The 19,806-nt window shown below is 73.7% G+C and carries 15 protein-coding genes; 11 read left to right on the top strand and 4 right to left on the bottom strand.

Annotated features, from left to right (window positions below; all coding sequences use genetic code 11):
• The first annotated feature begins 53 nt into the window (after positions 1-53).
• Positions 54-959 (top strand): L,D-transpeptidase family protein, encoded by a 906-nt coding sequence (locus tag ABD335_RS20105; protein WP_344325287.1) that lies wholly within the window; start codon positions 54-56, stop codon positions 957-959.
• 248 nt (positions 960-1,207) lie between these two features.
• Here ABD335_RS20105 and ABD335_RS20100 read toward each other — a convergent pair whose 3' ends face one another.
• Positions 1,208-2,359: a hypothetical protein gene (locus tag ABD335_RS20100; RefSeq protein WP_344325285.1), complete on the bottom strand. Its 1,152-nt coding sequence runs from the start codon at positions 2,357-2,359 to the stop codon at positions 1,208-1,210.
• A complete protein-coding gene (locus tag ABD335_RS20095; RefSeq protein WP_344325283.1) occupies positions 2,356-3,000 on the bottom strand; it encodes an RNA polymerase sigma factor in 645 nt (214 codons plus the stop codon). The genes ABD335_RS20100 and ABD335_RS20095 overlap by 4 nt, the downstream gene beginning before the upstream one ends.
• 548 nt (positions 3,001-3,548) lie before the next feature.
• Here ABD335_RS20095 and ABD335_RS20090 point away from each other — a divergent pair.
• The 3 genes from ABD335_RS20090 to ABD335_RS20080 all read left to right on the top strand — a co-directional run bounded on the left by ABD335_RS20090 (position 3,549) and on the right by ABD335_RS20080 (position 8,353).
• Positions 3,549-6,266 (top strand): FG-GAP-like repeat-containing protein, encoded by a 2,718-nt coding sequence (locus ABD335_RS20090; protein WP_344325280.1) that lies wholly within the window; start codon positions 3,549-3,551, stop codon positions 6,264-6,266.
• A gap of 270 nt (positions 6,267-6,536) precedes the next feature.
• Positions 6,537-7,163: an RNA polymerase sigma factor gene (locus ABD335_RS20085; protein ID WP_344325694.1), complete on the top strand. Its 627-nt coding sequence runs from the start codon at positions 6,537-6,539 to the stop codon at positions 7,161-7,163.
• A 35-nt stretch (positions 7,164-7,198) separates the two neighbouring features.
• Positions 7,199-8,353, top strand: a complete 1,155-nt coding sequence (locus tag ABD335_RS20080; RefSeq protein ID WP_344325277.1) for a hypothetical protein — start codon at positions 7,199-7,201, stop codon at positions 8,351-8,353.
• 116 nt (positions 8,354-8,469) lie between these two features.
• Here the strand turns inward: ABD335_RS20080 and ABD335_RS20075 are convergent, their stop codons facing one another.
• Complete coding sequence (locus tag ABD335_RS20075) at positions 8,470-9,801, bottom strand: YncE family protein (RefSeq protein ID WP_344325275.1); 1,332 nt, start codon at positions 9,799-9,801, stop codon at positions 8,470-8,472.
• Between the two features lie 275 nt (positions 9,802-10,076).
• Here ABD335_RS20075 and ABD335_RS20070 point away from each other — a divergent pair, with 275 nt between their 5' ends.
• Complete coding sequence (locus ABD335_RS20070) at positions 10,077-12,797, top strand: alpha/beta fold hydrolase (protein ID WP_344325273.1); 2,721 nt, start codon at positions 10,077-10,079, stop codon at positions 12,795-12,797.
• Positions 12,794-13,681, top strand: a complete 888-nt coding sequence (locus ABD335_RS20065; RefSeq protein WP_344325270.1) for an ABC transporter permease — start codon at positions 12,794-12,796, stop codon at positions 13,679-13,681. Before ABD335_RS20070 ends, ABD335_RS20065 begins: the two co-directional genes overlap by 4 nt.
• A 61-nt stretch (positions 13,682-13,742) precedes the next feature.
• Here the strand turns inward: ABD335_RS20065 and ABD335_RS20060 are convergent, their stop codons facing one another.
• Entirely contained in the window at positions 13,743-15,380 is a 1,638-nt protein-coding gene (locus ABD335_RS20060; protein ID WP_344325267.1) for a beta-N-acetylhexosaminidase, read from the bottom strand.
• A gap of 234 nt (positions 15,381-15,614) precedes the next feature.
• Between ABD335_RS20060 and ABD335_RS20055 the strand changes: the two genes are divergently transcribed.
• The 5 genes from ABD335_RS20055 to ABD335_RS20035 all read left to right on the top strand — a co-directional run bounded on the left by ABD335_RS20055 (position 15,615) and on the right by ABD335_RS20035 (position 19,738).
• Positions 15,615-16,244: a 2-oxo-4-hydroxy-4-carboxy-5-ureidoimidazoline decarboxylase gene (locus ABD335_RS20055; protein ID WP_344325264.1), complete on the top strand. Its 630-nt coding sequence runs from the start codon at positions 15,615-15,617 to the stop codon at positions 16,242-16,244.
• A gap of 137 nt (positions 16,245-16,381) precedes the next feature.
• Positions 16,382-16,762: a succinate dehydrogenase, cytochrome b556 subunit gene (gene sdhC, locus ABD335_RS20050; protein ID WP_344325261.1), complete on the top strand. Its 381-nt coding sequence runs from the start codon at positions 16,382-16,384 to the stop codon at positions 16,760-16,762.
• 3 nt (positions 16,763-16,765) lie between these two features.
• On the top strand, positions 16,766-17,197 hold the full coding sequence (locus ABD335_RS20045) for a succinate dehydrogenase hydrophobic membrane anchor subunit (RefSeq protein ID WP_324925272.1): 432 nt from the start codon (positions 16,766-16,768) through the stop codon (positions 17,195-17,197).
• A 22-nt stretch (positions 17,198-17,219) separates the two neighbouring features.
• Positions 17,220-18,974, top strand: coding sequence for a succinate dehydrogenase flavoprotein subunit (sdhA, locus tag ABD335_RS20040; protein ID WP_344325254.1), 1,755 nt, complete (start codon positions 17,220-17,222; stop codon positions 18,972-18,974).
• Positions 18,974-19,738 (top strand): succinate dehydrogenase iron-sulfur subunit, encoded by a 765-nt coding sequence (locus ABD335_RS20035; RefSeq protein ID WP_344325252.1) that lies wholly within the window; start codon positions 18,974-18,976, stop codon positions 19,736-19,738. Before sdhA ends, ABD335_RS20035 begins: the two co-directional genes overlap by 1 nt.
• The last annotated feature ends 68 nt before the right edge of the window (positions 19,739-19,806 follow it).

Raw genomic sequence — 19,806 nt, 5'->3', positions numbered from 1 at the left:
AACCAGTGGAGGCCGGGCGGGAGCCGGGTTCTCCGATGTCCCGGGGGGTTTTCATGGCACACGGTTCCACCGGAACCGGCGTCCGCGCGGTGTGCGCCGCGGCGGCCGTCGTACTGCTGGGGGCGGGCTGTACGGTGCAGCCGGCCGGGGCGGAGTCGCGGCCCGTACCGTCCGCGCCGCCGTCCGTGCCGCCGTCCGCGGCACCGTCCGTGACCGACACCACACCGGCCGCCTCGCCGACGCCCCCGCCGTCGGCGTCCGCGAGCCCGGCGGAGCCGGAGGAGCGGAAGGGGCCGGAGCCGTCGGCGACGCCCACGCCCCCCGCGGCGCCCCCGCCGATCCTGGCGGAGGGCGCGCGGGGGGAGAAGGTGCGGGAGCTCCAGGCCCGGCTGCGCCAGGCGGGGCACTTCGACCTCGTTCCGACCGGCTACTACGGGACGATCACCGCCGCGTCGGTGTCCGCGTTCCGGCAGCGGGTGGGCCTGCCGGCCGGCGGCCAGGTCACGGACGCCACCTGGAACGCCCTGACGGCGCGGACGAGGACGCCCACGCGGCAGGAGCTGTACCCGTCGACCACCCGGCCGCCCGCCGACCCCGACCCGCGGTGCCTGACGGGACGGGTGTTGTGCATCAGCAAGGAGAGCCGGACGCTGACCTGGATGATCGACGGCAGGGTCCTGTCGGCGATGGACGTGCGCTTCGGCTCGGAGCTCACCCCGACCCGGGAGGGCGCGTTCAGGGTCACCTTCAAGAGCCGGCACCACCACTCGACGCTCTACGACACCCCGATGCCGTACGCGATGTTCTTCAGCGGGGGCCAGGCGGTGCACTACTCGGCGGACTTCGCCGCCAACGGCTACGACGGCGCCTCGCACGGCTGCGTCAACGTGCGGGACGAGGCGAGGATCGCCGCGCTCTTCGACCAGGTGAGGCCGGGCGACAAGGTGATCGTCCACTGATGGTCCGCGGGACCGGGAGCGCCGCGTGCGGCGGCGGGGACGCGGAAGGACGGTGAGAAGCGGCGCGGGCGGGGCCGGGGGAACGTGCCCCGCCCGCGCCTACGCGCATCCCGCAGGTACGGGGGGAACCTTGGGTGGCGCGCTCGCCGATGACCAGTCGGCTCGTTCTGTACTGCGTCGGTGGCTCGAAAAGTGTCACACCCGCCGGAGGAGATCCCTCCGGTCAGGGATCGGAGCAGGACGGAGGGTCAGAAACCGGCCGGCGCGGAGGACGGGCCGGCGGGATCGGGGTCGGTGCCCGTGCCTCCGCCCGGGCCGGCCGGACCGGTGTCGGTGAGGAAGGGCTCCTCGGGAGCCTCGGGAGCCTCGGGCAGCGTGTCGCCGCCCTCGCCCTCGTCGGGCAGCGTGTCGCCGCCCTCGCCCTCGTCGGGGAGGGCGTCGCCGCCCTCGCCTTCCTCGCCGTCCCTCGGGGGAGCGGTCGGAGCCGCGCCGCCGTTGGACGAGCCGCCGCCGTTGGACGAGCCGCCTCCGGGAGCGCCGTCGCCGTCGCCGTCCGTGCCGTCGTTCCGGCGGCAGAAGTCGTCGATCTTGTTGAGGCCGCCCGCGGCGCGCTCCAGGTCCACGCGGTCGGCCCGGTTCAGCACGCCGTTCTTGCGCTTGTCGCACAGCGCCACGACCCACGCCTCCGGTTCGGACGTCCGGTCGGCGGGCGCGTCGGCCCCGTCGCCGTCCTCGGCACCGTCCGCGGAGCGTCCGTCGCCCACGGCGCGGTCGCCGGGGGCCGCGCCGGCGGGGTCGCCGTCGCCCGTGCCCCCTCGGCCGCCGTGCGTTCCGCCGTCGCCGGGGCCGCCGTTCCGCCCGTCCTCGCCGGCCGGGACGCCGTTGCCGCCGGAGGCGCGCCGGGCGGAGTCCTCGTCCCCGGGCAGGCCCGACACGCTCGACACCGGGGAGGGCGAGCCGGTCCCGCGGTCGAACGGCGCCGGCAGCACACCGGTGCCCGCCGCGACGGCGACGCCGCCCACCACGCAGCCGGCGAGCCCCACCGCGAGGCCGGCCCGCAGGGGACGCCCGTACGAGCCCGCCCACGGCAGTCGGCGGACGCGCCGCCTCCCGGCACCGTCCGCGGCCTCGGCGCGGGCCGCTCGGAAGGCCGCCAGCGCGGCGGCCTCCCCGGGCAGTTCGGCTCCGTCGTCGCGTGCGCCGGGCGCGGACGCCCGACCGGCCGCGGCGGCGGCAGCGGTGGTGGTGGGGACGGCGGCGAGTTCGTCGAGGGCCTTCGCCAGGGCGGCCGCGCGCGCGTCGTGCGGCGCGGACGGGGAGGGGCCGTGGGCCGAACGGCCGCGCAGCAGACGCTCCGCGGCTTCCTCGTCCAGCCAGCTGTACCGGTCGTCGGCCCTCACGTTTCCCTCAGCGCTCTTCTGGCCTTTTCCGTCACACCCCGCGCCGTGCTCGCGCGCGGGGTGGGCACCCCGTCGCCCGTCGCTTCCTCTCCGTCGAGCATCTCCGCGAGCTTGCGCAGACCGCGGTGGGCGGCCGTCCGCACCGCGCCCGGCCGTTTGCCCAGCACCTTCGCGGCCCCCTTGGCGTCGAGCCCGACCACCACGCGCAGCACGACCGCCTCGGCCTGGTCGCGCGGCAGCCGGGAGATCAGGGCCATGGTGTGCCCGGTGCCGATCGACTCCAGCGCCTCGTCGACGGTGTCGGAGCCGGCGGGCAGCACGGCCAGCTCGGCCTCGTCGTCGACGGAACCGGTGGCGGGCCGCCGGCCGCGCGCCCGGATGTGGTCCAGCGCGCGGTTGCGGGCGATCCGCGCCGTCCAGCCGCGGAAGCGGTCGGCGTCGCCGTCGAAGCGGTCCAGGTCCCGGGCGATCTGCAGCCACGCCTCGGAGGCCACGTCCTCGGCGTCGGCCTCCGGAACCAGCGTCCGCACGTATCCCAGCAGGCGGGGATGGACAGCGCGGTAGACGGTGCGGAAGGCGCATTCGTCCCCCTCTCGCGCCGCTCGCACCGCTGCGGTGAGTTCCGCGTCTTCCCCCTGCACGCCTTGTCCTGCCCCACTTCGCGATGTAGCGCCCGGCCGCGCCCCTGGCCGAGCACGGTCTCGCCATGATGCTTCGATCTGCGTCGATGCGAAGCAGCACGCTACGACCTAGTGTGCTCTCCCGTCCATGCGGACGGGTTCTTAGTTACGGAGAAGAAAGGCGCCGAGGACGCTCCGGGGAGACCCCGGGAAGGGCTCGCGGAGGTCCTGCGGAGGGTCGTGTGGAAGGCGAGTAACACATTTCCGCTCCCCGACGCTGATGTGGACAGCGGGCCTCGCTCGGCGCGACGGCCCGTACTCGACGACGGCCGGGGTCTCTCCTGTGGGGGGTGGCGACCCCGGCCGTCTTCGCGTCTCCCGCCCTTCCTTCGTCCCCTCTCGCCCGTGTTTCGGGGCTTTCGCCCACATAGCCGTGACGTTTCGGCTTCCCCGCGCGCTGAGTGGAGAGTCCCGTCGCGGACGGGACGAGCGAGTTTTGGACATCGATCCAGACGACACGACAAGGGGCGGGACATTTGAGTCCGCGAAGAGCACGTGCGCGCAGAACGATGAGCGTGAGGAGGCGCGCCTGGCTGACCCTGGGCGCCGTGGTGGTCGGCGGCGCCGGAGTGGTGACCGTGGCCGTGGCGAACCCGCCGGAGAACCGCGAGCCGTCCGTGGCCGCGTCACCGGTCAGGGTCCACTCCGTGAAGCTCCAGGCCAAGGGCAACGGCAAGGAGGAGGTCGCCCGCCGCGACACCAGGCCGTTCAGCCTGCTGGGCATCTCCTGGCCACGGGCCACCGCCGAGATCGACGGCCGGGCCGAGATCCGCACCCGCAGCATCGAGACCGGCGAGTGGTCCCCGTGGCGGGAACTGGGCCTGGACCTGCACGTCCCCGAGGGCGAGGAGGGCCGTGAGGCCCAGGCCCGCGGCGCGACCGAACCGCGCTGGGTCGGCCCCTCGGACGGCGTGGAGGCCCGCGTCGTGTCGGACGACGGGCGGACGACCGCCGGACTCCCCGACGGGATGCGGCTGGACCTGGTCGACCCGGGCGTGACCAAGCGCGAGGCGAAGAACGCCGACGCCGCGGCCTCCGGCACGGACATGGAGCCCGCCGCCTACGTGGCGAACGACCCCACGGGCACCCCCTTGGAGCCCTCGGTGGAGACCACGACCCCGGCGCCGTCGACCGAGCCCTCCGACACCCCCACCACGGGCCCCGCCCCGTCGGACTCCGCCCCGGCGGACCCGACCACCGACCCCGGCGGCTCCCCCTCGCCCACCGACGGCGCGACGACGGACCCGTCTCCGACCCCGACCGTGCCGACCGCGCCCGAGTCGACCGTCACCCGGCCGCCGATCGTCTCCCGCGCCGCCTGGGGCGCCGACGAGTCCCTGGCCGAGGACCCCCCGGAGTACCTGGAGGGCGTCAAGGCGGTCTTCGTCCACCACACCACGGACGCCAACGCCTACAGCTGCTCGCAGTCGCCCGCGATCGTCCGGGCGATCATGGCGTACCACATCGAGAGCAACGGCTGGAACGACCTCGGCTACAACTTCCTCGTCGACAAGTGCGGCACGGTCTTCGAGGGCCGCCGCGGCGGCGTCGACCTGCCGGTGCGCGGCGCCCACACCTACGGCTTCAACGGCGACTCCACCGGCATCGCGGTGATCGGCAACTACGCCACCGACGGCGTGCCCACCCGGACCGTCCTGAACGCCGTCTCGCGCGTGGCCGCCTGGAAGCTCGGCCAGTACGGCGTGAACCCCGCCGGCAAGGTGACGCTCACCGCCGCGGGCGACACCGGCGTGTGGAAGACGGGCGAGCAGGCGACGCTCGACACCATCTCCGGCCACCGCGACGGCTTCGCCACCGAGTGCCCCGGCGACGCCCTGTACACCAAGCTGTCGGAGATCCGGCGCTTCGCCGCGAGCCCGGCCGCGAGCTCCGCCGCCCCGACCGCCGACGTCAACCGCGACGGCATGGCCGACATGGCGGCCGGCGCCCATCGGGCCGCAGTCGGCGGCAAGTCGGGCGCGGGCACCGTCACCGTGGTGCCCGGCGGCGTGGACGGCCCGGTCGCCGCGTCCAGGATCACCCTCTCCCAGTCCAGCCCGGGCGTCGTGGGCGCCGCCGAGTCGGGCGACAACTTCGGCGAGGCCACCGCGTACGGCGACGTCAACGGCGACGGCCACGCGGACCTGGTGGTCGGCATCCCCGGCGAGGACGACTCGGTGGGCCACACCGACGCCGGCGGGGCGACGATCCTCTACGGTCCCGCCTTCGACAGGAGCAACTGGCTGGAGGCCGCCACCGCGGACCGCGTGAGCGGGGCCCGGTTCGGTTCGACGATCGCCGTCGGCGACTTCGACAGCGACGGCCACGCCGACGTCTTCACCGCGTCCCGCAAGGGACCGGCGGGCTGGTGGGCGTTCGACGGCGCCGACCGCGGCGTGCGCAAGGGCACCCTGCAGGCGGCGTCCGGCACCATCTCCCACCTGGCGTCCGCCACCGGCGACTTCAACCGCGACGGCTACGCCGACGTGGTCCTCAACCACCGGGACTCCGGCGGCATCGGCCGGCTGACCCTCCTCAACGGCTCGGCCGAGGGCCTGAAGTACGTCGGTCTGGCCTCCGTCAAGGGCGGCCGCTCGGTCGCCGCGGGCGACATCAACGGCGACGGCCACGCGGACCTGGTGGTCGGCCAGCCCTACGCTTCCGAGTCCGGCGCCTACAGCGGCGGTCAGATCACCGTGCTGCCCGGTTCGGCGAGCGGCCCGACCACCACCGGCCGGAAGGTCTTCCACCAGAACACCTCCGGCGTCCCGGGCGCCGCCGAGGCCGGCGACGCGATGGGCTGGTCGGTCGCGACCGGCGACGTCAACGGCGACGGCCGCGACGACGTCCTCACCGGTCTGGCCCGCGAGGACCTCACCCGCGACGGCGTCAACCGCAAGGACGCGGGCATGGCGCTGCTGTTCCACGGCACCTCGTCCGGCCTGGGCACCTCCGGTGCCCAGACCCTCCACCAGGACGTCACGGGCATGCCCGGGGCGAGCGAGACCGGTGACCACCTCGGTTCGGAGTCCCTGCTCGCCGACCTCTCCGGCTGGGGCCGCGCGGACCTGGCCATCGGCGCCGACGGCGAGGACACCAACGACGGCACGATCCTCCAGCTCGACGCGGGCAGCACGGGCGTCTCGCCCTCCGGCGGCGTCTACTACACCCTCTCGAAGCTGGGCCTCCCCGCGGACGTCCGGCTGGGCGGCCAGTTGGCGCCGTGACCGGGTGACGCGCCCTCCGCGTGAGCGGACGGCGTGCACGGCGCCCGTGCACGGCGGGGGCCGGACGGGACACTCCCGTCCGGCCCCCTCGCCGTTTCCCCGCCCGCGGACGGGTACGTCCGCCCTTCCCTCCGCCGGGCGCCGCTGGGGGACGGGCCGGATCACGCCTGCCGGGTGTGGCGGTGTTCTCGTTGACATGGCGTCAATTGCGCTGCCGAGGACGGACCGTGTCGACGTTGCCCGCACGGCCGTGGAAGGATCTCGCCCGTGATGGATGCGGCGGGTGACGGCAACCGTGTCTCCCTCGAGCACAGCGGGGACCTGAGCGCTGCGGTTCTGGGTGCGCAGCGGGGCGACGAGGCGGCCTTCCGTGCCCTCTACCGACGTCTCAACCCCGAACTCCTCCGCTACGCGACCGTCATCGTCGGCCAGGACGCCGAGGACGTGGTGGCCGAGACCTGGTTACAGATCGCCCGGGACGTGTTGCGTTTCCAGGGGGACGGCGCCGCGTTCCGCCGTTTCGCCCTGGCCGTGACGCGCAACCGGGCCCGAGACGTCCTGCGTCGCAGGAAGAGGCGCGTACAGGAGATCACCGTACCGACCGACGAACTGCCCGAACCGCACGTCACCGGTGCCCCCGGCGGAGGAAGCGCCCCGGACGCGGCGGAGGTGGCCGGAGCGAAGCTGTCGACACGTGAGATCGTCTCCCTCATCGCCACTCTCCCCGGCCCACAGGCGGAGGCGGTCCTGCTGCGCGTGGTCCTGGACCTGGACACCAGGAGCAGCGCCGAGATCCTCGGCAAGCGACCGGGGGCGGTGGCCATGGCCCTGTCACGTGGTCTGAAGAAACTGGCCCGGCTGGTGGAACGGCCCGAGGCAACGGCGGTACGGAGGTGAACGACCCGATGCGGGACGGGAAGGAAGACGCCCGTGTGGACGAGGCCGTACTGCGCCGTCTGATCGCCGAGGGCTCCAGGGCGGGAGCCGGGCGCCGAGGCACGGACGACCAGCCGTCGGAGAGCAGTCTGCGCGCCCTCGCCGCCGCCCTCGACGCCGTGGCGGCCCCGCCGGAGCCCGGCGAACTCAAGGGCGAGGAGGAGGCGCTGGCGGCCTTCCGGGCGGCCCGTGCCGAGCGGGCCGACGCGCCGGCGACCGGCCTGCGGGGCCGTCTCGCCCGGCTGGCCCGGCGGCTGAGGCGCATGCGTACGAGCGCGCTCGGGGTGGTGGTGGTCGCCGTCCTCGGCAGCGGGGTGGCGGTGGCCGCCGGCGGGGTCCCGTTCCTGCCCGGGAACGGCCCGGAGGGAGCGTCCGGCACCTCGCCGGCGCCGGGCACCGGCTCGACCCCGTCCTCGCCCGCGTCCCCGGACCCCACGGCGGCGGGTCCGCGTCCCGGCGCCTCGGAACCCGGCGGGCTCCGGCCCTCCGGCGCCTCGTCGCGGCTCATCGCGCTGTGCCGGTCCCGCCAGAAGGACCCGGACACCGCTCCGCGGAAGGCGCTGGCCGCCGCGGCGGGCGGCGGCGACCGGGTCGACGCCTACTGCGCGCGGGTCCTGGACGACGCCACGGCGCGACCGGGCGGCGGAGACGACCGGGAGAACGGCCGGGGGCAGGGGAGCGACGGCGACCGGGGCAATGGCGGCGGCAACGGCAACCCCGGCGGAAACAACGGCACCTCCGGCACCTCCGGCACCTCCGGCGGCAACGGCGGCCAGGGCAACGGGAACGGCGGCGGAAACCCCGGTGGGAGCAACGGCAACCCCGCCGAGGGGAACCAGGGCGACAGCGGTCGGGGGAACGGCGGCCAGGGCAACGGGACCGCGGGCCGGGGCAACGACGGCGGGAACGGGAACGGCACCGCGGGCCAGGACAACGGCAACGGCACCGGCACCGGCACCGGTGGTCGGGGGAACGGCGGCGGCAACGGCACCGCGGGCCGCGGCGACGACGGCAACGGCGGCAACGGCCACCAGGGGAACGGAAACCGGGGCGGCGGCCAGGCCAACGGCCACGCCCACGGCCACCAGGGCAACGGCGGCCCCGGAAACGGGCCCGGGCTCGGCGCGCGGGGCGGCGGAAACCGCCCCTGACCCCGGGGCCGGACTCCCCCGTGAGGTGGGACGGAGCGGCGGTCGTGTCCGCCGTCCGCCCCACCCACGGTGATCACGCGGTGATCACGCGGTGGTCATGCCGTCACGGGCCCGTCTCAGCGGACCCGGACCGTGGCCGTGGCGACGGCCTCGGTGTGCCGCGCGTCCCCCGCGTAGCGGACGGTGTACTGGATCTCCCCCTTGGCCCCGGGCCGGTCCGTGAAGGTGAACGTGCCGTCGGCCGCGACCTCCGCGCTGCCGACGACCGTGCCCTCGCCGTCCGCGGGGTCGTCGAGGCGGCTCACCTCGACGGTGCTCCCGGCGGCGAACGGCGCCGTCGAGACCAGCCGCCCGGTCAGGACGAGGTCCTTGTTCCGGCCGGCGGACTCGGGCGCCTGGACCGTCATGGTCGTCTCCGTCTTCGCCGGCTCGTGGAGGACCTGGAGCGTCAGGTTCTCGGTCCCGTACTGCTCGGTGAGCGCGAAGATCCGGCCGGCGTCCGGGGTCCAGGCGAGGCCGGCGGGCCGCAGGGTCGGGGTGTGGCCCGAGGTCTGCGGGAAGTCGTACTCCCGGAACGCCGTGGAGAGGCCCGGCTCGAACAGGTAAACGTCGGGCGAGTAGGCGCCGTCGATCCCGGCCGCGATCGCCCCGTCGGGGGCGATGGCCACGGAGTTCGGGTACGAGTCGGTGGTGTAGCGGCCGGCGGCGGCCAGGTCCGAGGTCCGGTAGGCGTGGTGGTGGTACGGGTAGCCGCTGGCCAGGATCACCTGCCCGCCGTCCGGGGTGACGGCCATGTCCCGGAGGTTGCCGCTGCCGTCCGCGCCCGGGTCCCGGCGGTACGCCCGCCCCTGCGCCGTGCCCGAACCCACGTCGTACACCGCCACCTCCGTCGGGCTCTGGCCCGGGGCGCCGGCCACCAGCGTCCCCGGATCGCCCGGGGCCGAGGCCAGCAGCGGGGCGGAGTACCAGTCGTACGGGCCCTCCTGGTCGAGGGTGACCACCGGGTCGTCGGACGAGAGGTCGAGCGAGCCCAGATTGCCCTCGCCCGACGTGCCGTAGCCGAACCAGAGCCTCTCTCCGGCCAGGGCCACCTGTCTCGGCGCGGTGCCCGCGCCCGTGTCGTGGCGGGCGGTCTCCGCCAGGCTCCCGGTGTCGATCTCGGCTATCGCGTCGCCGTCCCGCAGCGCCACGTACAGGCTGCCGGAGTCCTCGGAGAGCGCGAGCCCGGTGGCGCCGGGCAGGGAGACGATCCGCGCGACGAGCGCGCCGTCGTAGTCGGTCACCACGACGCTGCCGCCCTGGGGATCGCTGATGAAGACGCGCTCGTGGACGCCGTCGACCACGATGTCGCCGTGGGACGTGATCGGGAGTTGGACGCTGCCGTCGGCGGCGGCCGGGGCCGCCCCGACACCGAGGAGCACCATCGAGCCGAGGGCGGCGGACAGCACGGCGCGTCCGGCCGCGCGACGGACCTGTCGAGCCCGCCGAGCCTGTCGAGCCTGTCGAGCCTGTCGAGTACGCAAGCCTCTTCCTCTCCACACAGGGGGTCGACCGGTCGGTCACCGGCCGTGATCGGAAACGTAGGCCACGCCACTGACAACACCCGTTCGAGCACCGGGAACCGGTCCGGACGGCGGCCGGCGCCCTCCTCCTCCCCGGCAGGCGCGGCGGATCCTCCCGGGGTGCGCCGATCCCCCGACAGGGCACCCCGTAGGGTCGGGCCATGGATCTCCGACTGCCCAGGCCCCGCGGACGGCTGCTCGCGGCGGCCGCCGCCGTCGCCGTCCTCGCCGGAGGCGGTGCGTGGGCGGCCCTCCCGGACGACGGGCCGGCCGTGCGCCACACGGAACGGACGTTCACCATGCCCGAGTCCGCCGACGGCGGGGACGGGGACGGCGGCACCGTCCGCATCGACACCTCCTACTTCACCGCCGGCGACCCGTCCGTGCGCCGCCCCGCGGTGCTGCTGGGCCACGGCTTCGGCGGCAGCAAGGCGGACCTGCGCGGACAGGCCGAGGACCTGGCCCGTTCCGGCTACGCCGTACTGACCTGGTCCGCCCGCGGATTCGGCGCCTCCACCGGCCGGATCGGGCTGAACGACCCCGAGCGCGAGGTCGCCGACGTCGGCCGCCTGATCGACTGGCTGGCGGAGCGGCCCGAGGTCCGGCTCGACGGGAAGGGCGACCCCCGGGTGGGGGTGGCGGGCGCCTCCTACGGCGGCGCGGTCTCGCTGCTGGCCGCCGGACACGACGAGCGGGTCGACGCCATCGCCCCCCGCATCACCTACTGGGACCTGTCCGAGGCCCTCTTCCCCGACGGCGTCTTCAAGGAGCTGTGGACCGGCATCTTCTTCACCACGGGCTCCACCGTCTCCGGCACCGGCACCCCCACCGCCGGGCCGGCGCCGAAGCGGGTCGGCTGCGGCCGGTTCGCCACGGAGCTGTGCGCGATGTACGAGCGGGTCGCCGTCTCCGGAGAGCCGGACGAGAAGGCGCGCGCACTGCTGCGGGAGCGCAGCCCGGTGGCCGTCGCCGACCGGATCGACGTGCCCACCCTGATCCTCCAGGGGCAGTCCGACTCGCTCTTCCCGCTCGACCACGCCGACGCCATGGCCGAGGCGATCCGCGCCAACGGCGCCCCCGTGGCGGTGGAGTGGATCGCGGGCGGCCACGACGGCGGGCCCGACGAGACCGCGCGGCTGGACGACCGGACGCGCGCCTGGTTCGACCGCCACCTCAAGGGCGACACCGGCGCGGACACCGGGCCGGCCTTCCGCGTCACCCGCACCGGCGGGATGGACTCCACCGACGGGGACGTCCGGCTGCGCGCCGCCACCGCCGAGAGCTACCCCGGCCTGCGCGCCGGCACCCGGACCATCGCCCTGCACGGACGCGAGCAGACCTTCGCCAACCCGGCGGGCGGCGGCCCGCCCGCCGTCTCCTCCGTGCCCGGTCTCGGGGCCGTCGGCGGACTGTCGGACCTGGGCGTGCAGCTCTCCCTGGACTACCCCGGCCAGCACGCCCGCTTCGAGTCGGCGCCGCTGGCGGAGGCCGTACAGGTCACCGGCACGCCCACGGTGCGGGTGAGGGTGGAGACGGACTCCGAGGACGGCGACGCGGTGCTGTTCGCCAAGCTCTACGACGTCGGCCCCGACGGGCGCCGGCAGTCCCTGCCCCACCAACTGGTGGCGCCGGTGCGGGTCACCGGCGCGGAGAAGGGCCGGACCGTCGAGGTGCGGCTGCCGTCGATCGACCACCGCTTCGAGTCCGGGCACCGCATGCGGCTGGTGCTGTCCGCGACCGACATGGCCTACGCCTCGCCGGTCGAACCGGCCGCCCACACCGTCTCCCTGGCCGGTGGCGGGGTGAGCGTGCCGACCGCGCCGGGGCTGGAGGTCGCCGCGGAGCCGCTGCCGTGGTGGGTGTGGGGCCTGCCGGCGGCCGGTGCCGTCGTGGGCGCGGCGCTCCTGCTGACCGGACGCCGCGGGACCGCGCGGGACGCCGCTCCGGAGACGGACCCCGAGCGGGCGGACGTGCCGCTGGAGATCACCGGCCTGTCCAAGCGGTACGCCGGCTCGGTCGACCGCTACGCGGTGCGCGACCTGTCCTTCCGCGTCGAGCGCGGCCAGGTGCTCGGCCTGCTGGGTCCCAACGGCGCGGGCAAGACCACCACGCTGCGCATGCTGATGGGCCTGATCACCCCCGACAGCGGCGAGATCCGGATCTTCGGCCGGCGGGTCCGTCCGGGCGCGCCCGTCCTGTCCAGGGTCGGCGCGTTCGTCGAGGGCGCGGGCTTCCTGCCGCACCTGTCCGGCCGGGCCAACCTGGAGCTGTACTGGCGGGCCACCGGACGCCCCGCCGAGGACGCCCACCTGGAGGAGGCGCTGGAGATCGCCGGGCTCGGCGACGCCCTGGAGCGCGCGGTGCGCACCTACTCGCAGGGCATGCGGCAGCGGCTGGCCATCGCCCAGGCCATGCTGGGGCTGCCGGACCTGCTGATCCTGGACGAGCCGACCAACGGTCTGGACCCGCCGCAGATCCGCGAGATGCGGGAGGTGATGATCCGCTACGCGGCCGGTGGCCGCACGGTGATCGTCTCCAGCCATCTGCTGGCCGAGGTCGAGCAGACGTGCACGCATCTGGTGGTCATGGACCGCGGGCGGCTGGTGCAGGCGGGCCCGGTGGAGGAGATCACCGGCTCCGGGGACACCGTGCTCGTCGGGGTGCGGGGTCCGATACCGGAGGAGCTGCCGGAGAAGGTGGCGGCCCTGCCCGGCGTCGGGTCGGCCGTCGCCACCGAGGAGGGGCTGCTGGTGCGGCTCGACGGCGCCACCACGGCGCGGCTGCTGACCGAACTCCTGCGGTTGGAGGTGCCGGTGGTCAGCGCCGGCCCGCACCGCCGTCTGGAGGACGCCTTCCTCACCCTGATCGGAGGAGCGCGATGACCGCCGGCACTTCCCAGTCCACCGCTTCCGGGCAGGTCTCCGGGCAGGCGGCGCCCGGGTACCACCCGCGGCGGACCCTGCCGCTGCGGGTGGAGGCGGTGCGGCAGCTGCGGCGCCGCCGCACCCTGGTGACCGGGCTGATCCTGGCCGGGCTGCCCTTCGTGCTGATCGCGGCCTTCGCGATCGGCGGCGAGCCCGAGCCCGGCGGGCGGCGGATCAACCTGATGGACACCGCCACCGCCTCGGGTCCGAACTTCGCCGCCATGGCGCTGTTCGTCTCGGCGGGCTTCCTGCTGGTGGTGCCGGTGGCGCTGTTCTGCGGCGACACGGTGGCCTCCGAGGCGGGCTGGTCCTCGCTGCGCTACCTGCTGGCCGCGCCGGTGCCGCGGACGCGGCTGCTGCTGAGCAAGCTCGCCGTGGCGCTGGTGTTCAGCGCCGCCGCGATGGCGCTGCTGCCGCTGGTGGCGCTGGCGGCGGGCTCGGTGGCGTACGGCTGGGGGCCGCTGGAGCTGCCGACGGGCGGGACGCTGCCCGTGGACGAGGCGGTGGGACGGCTCGCGGTGGCGGTGGCGTACGTCTTCGTCGGGCAGCTGGTCACGGCCGCGCTGGCGTTCTGGCTGTCGACGGTCACGGACGCGCCGCTGGGCGCGGTCGGCGGCGCGATCGGCCTGACGATCGTCGGCAACATCCTGGACGCGGTGACCGCGCTGGGCGACTGGCGCGAGCTGCTCCCCGCCCACTGGCAGTTCGCCTGGGCGGACGTGTTCCAGGACGAGGTGGAGTGGGGCGGGATGCTCCGGGGGTCGGCGGTCTCGGTGGCCTACGCGCTGGTGCTGTTCGCCCTGGCCTTCCGCCACTTCCGCGCCAAGGACGTGGTGTCCTGAGCCCTCCGGGGCGTTCCGGACGGGGTGTCCCGAGGGGCCGTCGGGCCGCTCGGGACACCCGTCAGGACACCCGGCCGGCCAGGTTCCGGAAGTCGGGCCAGTCCAGGGCGGGCGGCGCGGGGTCCCACAGCTTCTGGGCCACGGCCCGCAGCGGCATGCGGACGCCGCGGGCGACCTGCTCGGCGGTCTGGGCCCCGGCCAGGTCGCACCAGACGGCCAGCCGCCCGCCCGGAATCCGGTCCGGTCCGGCGAGGCCGGCCGGCACGGGTTCGGTGCCGCGCAGCACGGCCGGGGTCCACTCCTCGTAGATGCGCTCGCCGGTCGGGTAGAAGAACCGGTTGGGCTCGCCGAGCACGTAGTACAGGTACTCGTCGTTGAGGTTGATCACCTCCCAGCCCTCCCGCAGGTACTCCTCGGGCTGCCGGGCGCCGATCTCCTTCCCCGTCCAGTAGGCCACCTGGCGGGGTCTGCTGGGACGGACGACGCCGCCGCGGTGCTGCCCGTCGTTCCACACCTGCGGGACGAAGCCCTCCTTCCGCACGGTGGCGGCGCGGTCGTTGAGCCAGGCCGTGGCCAGGTCCTGGATGTCGGCCCGGGGGCCGTGCTCGCGGCGGGCGGCCGCGGCCAGGTCCGGATAGGAGGACTCGGGGTCGGAGGCCATCAGCGCCCGGTACTCGTCGCCGCCCAGGTGCCAGTACGGGCCGTCGCCGGGCTGGTCGCGGAAGAGGGGGGCGTACTCCCGCAGCAGGTCGTCCACGAGCCGGGCGGCGCGCGGGTCGGAGACGTCGACGGCGCCGGGGGCGGGGTCGCCGTCGACGTCGCGCAACTGGAGTTCGGGGTGGGCGTCGAGGACCGCGCCGAGGTGGCCGGGCGAGTCGATCTCGGGGATGACGGCGATGTGGCGGGAGTTGGCCAGCTCCACGATCCGGCGCAGTTCCTCCTTGGTCAGGTGCGGGTCGGAGACGATCTCCGGGTGGGAGGTGCTCTCGACGCGGAACGCCTGGTCGTCGGAGAGGTGGAGCTGGAGCTGGTTGAGCTTGAGGTCGCCCATCTCGCGGATGCGGTCCTCGATCCAGTCGGCGTCGAAGTGCTTGCGCGCGATGTCGATCATGAAGCCGCGCTGCGGGCGGTCCGGCCAGTCCCGGATGGTGCCCCGGGGCATCCGACCGCCGTCGCGGAGGGCCTGGAGGAGGGTGCGGGTGCCGTAGAAGACCCCGGTGTCGGTGCGGCCGGTGATGGTGACCCGGCCGAGGTCGGCGGTGAGCGTGTAGCCCTCACGGCCCCGGATCTCCTCGTCGGGGGCGTCGGGGTCCAGGACGAGTTCGACGTCGCCGGGCTCGGGGGGACCGGCGGCGTGGTCGACGTCCAGCTCCTCGGCGAGCAGTTCCGCCTCGTCGGCCGCCGCGCCGTCGGGGTCGGCCACGATCCGGGTGCGGGGGCCGGGCTGCCAGCCGGGTCCGGGTCCGGGCTCCCACCGCCGTACGGAGGGGATGGTGTCGGGGGCGGCGGGGAGCGCGACGACGGGAACGTCGGCGGCGTTCCACGAGCCGTTCCACGAGCCGCCGGAGGGGGTGTCGCCGTCGGGTTCGTCGCCGGGCAGGGCGACGAGCGCGATCGCCACCGCGACGGCCAGCGCGGCGACGATCGCCGCGAGGACCGCCGGCTTCTTCCGTGAGGTGCGCCTGCGTCTACGTCCCATGGAGTGACCGTATTGCCCCTTTCCGGCCCTCATCCGTCAACCATGCGCCCGAGGCTCGTCTCGTCCGGGTGAAAAGTCCCCACCCCCCGGGCACGTCCTTCCCCGTATCGTTACCGTTGCGTCATCTCCCGTCACACGGTCACCCCGGACCTCAGACACCATCCGTCGCCTCTCCATCCGTCGTCACCCCCCGTCCCGCGACGTCTCCGACGTCTCCCCGCGCACGAGGAGTCCATGCGCCTGCCCCCTCAGCGAAGCGAGGCAACGCCGCTCCACCGCCTCAACAGCGCCTCGCCCGCCGATCTCCGGGATGCCCTGCTCACCTGCTGCGGCAGTCGACGCTGGGCGGGGAGCATCGTCGCCCACCGCCCCTACCCGGATCTGGAGTCGCTGCTCGCCGCCGCCGACGAGGCCGGCTACGACCTCACCGACGAGGACCTCTCCGAGGCGCTGACCAGGGAGTCCTCCACCGGCCCGGCGTACGGGGGCCTGCTGTGGGACGGGCGTCCCATCACCATCTCCGGCCCCGGCACGCTCGCGGCGCACACGGCCCTGCGCGCCGCGCAGGCCGCCTACGAGAGCCGCTTCGGATACGCCTTCGTGCTGTGCGTGGACGGCGTCCGCGAGGAGGAGGCGCTCGGCCACGCCCTCGCCGCGATCCGCACCCGGCTGGGCAACGAGGCCGAGCGGGAGCGCGCGGTGGCCGCCGAGGAACTGCGCCGCGTCGCGCGCGGCCGGCTGCTGCGCCTGGTCCGGGAGGGACGCTTCGGGGCGTCTTGCACGGACGAGCCCGGACACGGTCCGGAAAAAGCGTCGAAAGCCGTACGTCAAGGACGTACCCCTAGTCCGTCCGTGCCTGATTGATCACATCCGGGACCCCCGGGGAACCGAACCGACAGGGCGTCGATACCATGACGTATGGCCGGTGGACCGTACCCGGCCGGGCCAGACCGACATAGAAGCCGGCCGGCCCCGTGATACCGCTCCCGGAGGGTTTTTCCGTGCCGGCTGGAACGCTGTACCGCGGCCGGGAAGGCATGTGGTCCTGGGTGGCTCACCGAGTCACCGGTGTCCTCATTTTCTTCTTCCTGTTCGTGCACGTCCTGGACACATCGCTGGTCCGCGTCTCCCCGGAGGCGTACGACGACACCGTGGCGGTCTACAAGACACCGATCGTCGCACTGCTGGAGTACGGCCTCGTGGCCGCCATCCTCTTCCACGCGCTCAACGGCCTGCGGGTCGTGGCCGTCGACTTCTGGTCGAAGGGCACGAAGTACCAGAGGCAGATGCTGTGGGCCGTGATGGGCATCTGGATCGTGCTGATGATCGGGGCCATCTACCCCGTCCTCGGGCACGCCGTGAGCGAGTTGTTCGGGAGCTGAGCCATGGCCTTTGACGTAGACAACCCCGCCCCGGTCATCGAGCCGCCCCGTGCCCGCACGGGCAGGACTCCCAAGGCCACGCGCGGCAACTTCGAACTGCACGCCTGGATCTTCATGCGGCTGTCCGGCATCGTGCTGGTCGCCCTGGTCATCGGCCACCTGCTGATCCAGCTCGTCCTCGACGGCGGCGTCAGCAAGATCAACTTCGCCTTCGTGGCCGGCCGCTGGGCCTCGCCCTTCTGGATGACGTGGGACCTGCTGATGCTGTGGCTCGCCATGCTGCACGGCGCCAACGGCCTGCGGACCGTCATCAACGACTACGCCGAGCGGGACAGCACGCGCTTCTGGCTGAAGATGCTGCTGTACACCGCCACGGTGTTCACCGTCCTCCTGGGCACGCTGGTGATCTTCACCTTCGACCCGAACATCCGCTAGAGCCGGGGCTGAGGCCAAACCAATGAAGATCCACAAGTACGACACCGTCATCGTCGGCGCCGGCGGGGCCGGGATGCGCGCGGCCATCGAGGCCACCAAGCGCAGCCGCACCGCCGTGCTGACCAAGCTCTACCCCACCCGGTCCCACACCGGCGCCGCCCAGGGCGGCATGGCCGCCGCCCTGGCCAATGTCGAGGAGGACAACTGGGAGTGGCACACCTTCGACACGATCAAGGGCGGTGACTACCTGGTCGACCAGGACGCCGCCGAGATCCTGGCGAAGGAGGCCATCGACGCCGTCCTCGACCTGGAGAAGATGGGTCTGCCGTTCAACCGGACCCCGGACGGCAGGATCGACCAGCGCCGCTTCGGCGGCCACTCCCGCAACCACGGCGAGGCCCCGGTGCGCCGGTCCTGCTACGCGGCGGACCGCACCGGCCACATGATCCTCCAGACGCTGTACCAGAACTGCGTCAAGGAGGGCGTGGAGTTCTTCAACGAGTTCTACGTCCTGGACCTGCTGCTCAACGAGGTCGACGGGGTCCGCAAGACCGCGGGCGTCGTCGCCTACGAGCTGGCCACCGGCGACATCCACGTCTTCCAGGCGAAGGCCGTCATCTTCGCCTCGGGCGGCAACGGCAAGTTCTTCAAGGTCACCTCCAACGCGCACACCCTGACCGGTGACGGCCAGGCCGCCGCGTTCCGCCGCGGGCTGCCGCTGGAGGACATGGAGTTCTTCCAGTTCCACCCGACCGGCATCTGGCGCATGGGCATCCTCCTCACCGAGGGCGCCCGCGGCGAGGGCGGCATCCTCCGCAACAAGGACGGCGAGCGCTTCATGGAGAAGTACGCGCCCGTCATGAAGGACCTGGCCTCGCGTGACGTCGTCTCCCGCGCGATCTACACCGAGATCCGCGAGGGCCGCGGCTGCGGCCCCGAGGGCGACCACGTCTACCTGGACCTGACCCACCTGCCGCCGGAGCAGCTCGACGCCAAGCTGCCGGACATCACCGAGTTCGCGCGCACCTACCTGGGCATCGAGCCGTACACCGACCCGATTCCGATCCAGCCGACCGCGCACTACGCGATGGGCGGCATCCCGACCAACGTCATGGGCGAGGTGCTGGCCGACAACACCACGGTGGTGCCGGGCCTGTACGCCGCCGGCGAGGTCGCCTGCGTGTCGGTGCACGGCGCCAACCGCCTGGGCACCAACTCGCTGCTGGACATCAACGTCTTCGGCCGTCGGGCCGGCATCGCCGCCGCCGAGTACGCCGCGACCCACGACTACGTCGACCTGCCGGAGGACCCGGCGGCGTTCGTCGTGGAGCGTGTGGAGTCGCTGCGCTCCTCGGAGGGCACCGAGCGGGTCACCGAGATCCGCAAGGCGCTCCAGGAGACCATGGACAAGAACGTCATGGTCTTCCGCACCGAGCAGACGCTGAAGGAGGCCGTCGAGGAGATCGGCGCCCTGCGCAAGCGCTACAAGAACGTGTCGGTGCAGGACAAGGGCAAGCGGTTCAACACCGACCTGCTGGAGGCCATCGAGCTGGGCAACCTGCTCGAACTGGCCGAGGTGACGGCCGTCTCCGCGCTGGCCCGCAAGGAGTCGCGCGGCGGCCACTACCGCGAGGACTACCCCAACCGCGACGACGTCAACTTCATGCGGCACACGATGGCGTACCGCGAGGTGGGCGACGACGGCACCGAGTCGATCCGGCTGGACTACAAGCCGGTCGTGCAGACCCGCTACCAGCCGATGGAGCGTAAGTACTGATGGCCACTCCCGTCATGGACAAGGCCGAGGCCGGAGCCCCGGCGAACGACAGCCCCTACATCACCGCCACCTTCCGCATCCGGCGGTTCAACCCGGAGGTCTCCGACGAGGCCTACTGGGAGGACTTCCAGCTGGAGGTGGACCCCAAGGAACGCGTCCTGGACGCCCTCCACAAGATCAAGTGGGAGCTGGACGGCACGCTGACCTTCCGGCGTTCCTGCGCGCACGGCATCTGCGGCTCCGACGCGATGCGCATCAACGGTCGCAACCGGCTGGCGTGCAAGACGCTGATCAAGGACGTCAACCCGGACAAGCCGATCGTCGTCGAGGCCATAAAGGGCCTGACGCTCCAGAAGGACCTGGTGGTCGACATGGAGCCGTTCTTCCAGGCGTACCGGGACGTGATGCCCTTCCTGATCACCAAGGGCAACGAGCCGACCCGCGAGCGCCTGCAGTCCCCCGAGGACCGCGAGCGCTTCGACGACACCACCAAGTGCATCCTGTGCGCCGCGTGCACCACCTCGTGCCCGGTGTTCTGGAACGACGGCCAGTACTTCGGCCCGGCGGCGATCGTCAACGCCCACCGCTTCATCTTCGACTCCCGCGACGAGGCCGGTGAGCAGCGCCTGGAGATCCTCAACGACCGCGAGGGCGTGTGGCGCTGCCGCACCACCTTCAACTGCACGGAGGCCTGCCCGCGCGGCATCGAGATCACCAAGGCCATCCAGGAGGTCAAGCGCGCGCTGATCACGCGGCGCTACTGAGCGGCCCGGACGCGGGTCGGGGAACCGGCCCGCGCCGGAGCGTGAAGAGGGCCCGGCCCCGGGGGAGG

The organism is Streptomyces macrosporus (assembly GCF_039533145.1).
Classification (GTDB): domain Bacteria; phylum Actinomycetota; class Actinomycetes; order Streptomycetales; family Streptomycetaceae; genus Streptomyces; species Streptomyces macrosporus.
Note: the sequence above shows the minus strand (reverse complement) of the source record. Positions and strands in the feature narration are given on the sequence as shown.

Bases quoted from the DNA above. Each gene is read 5' to 3' on its own strand.
- ABD335_RS20105 (WP_344325287.1), top strand. From the start codon at position 54: ATGGCACACGGTTCCACCGGAACCGGCGTCCGCGCGGTGTGCGCCGCG.
- ABD335_RS20090 (WP_344325280.1), top strand. From the start codon at position 3,549: ATGAGCGTGAGGAGGCGCGCCTGGCTGACCCTGGGCGCCGTGGTGGTC.
- ABD335_RS20085 (WP_344325694.1), top strand. From the start codon at position 6,537: ATGGATGCGGCGGGTGACGGCAACCGTGTCTCCCTCGAGCACAGCGGG.
- ABD335_RS20070 (WP_344325273.1), top strand. From the start codon at position 10,077: ATGGATCTCCGACTGCCCAGGCCCCGCGGACGGCTGCTCGCGGCGGCC.
- ABD335_RS20065 (WP_344325270.1), top strand. From the start codon at position 12,794: ATGACCGCCGGCACTTCCCAGTCCACCGCTTCCGGGCAGGTCTCCGGG.
- ABD335_RS20060 (WP_344325267.1), bottom strand. From the start codon at position 15,380: ATGGGACGTAGACGCAGGCGCACCTCACGGAAGAAGCCGGCGGTCCTC.
- ABD335_RS20055 (WP_344325264.1), top strand. From the start codon at position 15,615: ATGCGCCTGCCCCCTCAGCGAAGCGAGGCAACGCCGCTCCACCGCCTC.
- ABD335_RS20045 (WP_324925272.1), top strand. From the start codon at position 16,766: ATGGCCTTTGACGTAGACAACCCCGCCCCGGTCATCGAGCCGCCCCGT.
- sdhA (WP_344325254.1), top strand. From the start codon at position 17,220: ATGAAGATCCACAAGTACGACACCGTCATCGTCGGCGCCGGCGGGGCC.
- ABD335_RS20035 (WP_344325252.1), top strand. From the start codon at position 18,974: ATGGCCACTCCCGTCATGGACAAGGCCGAGGCCGGAGCCCCGGCGAAC.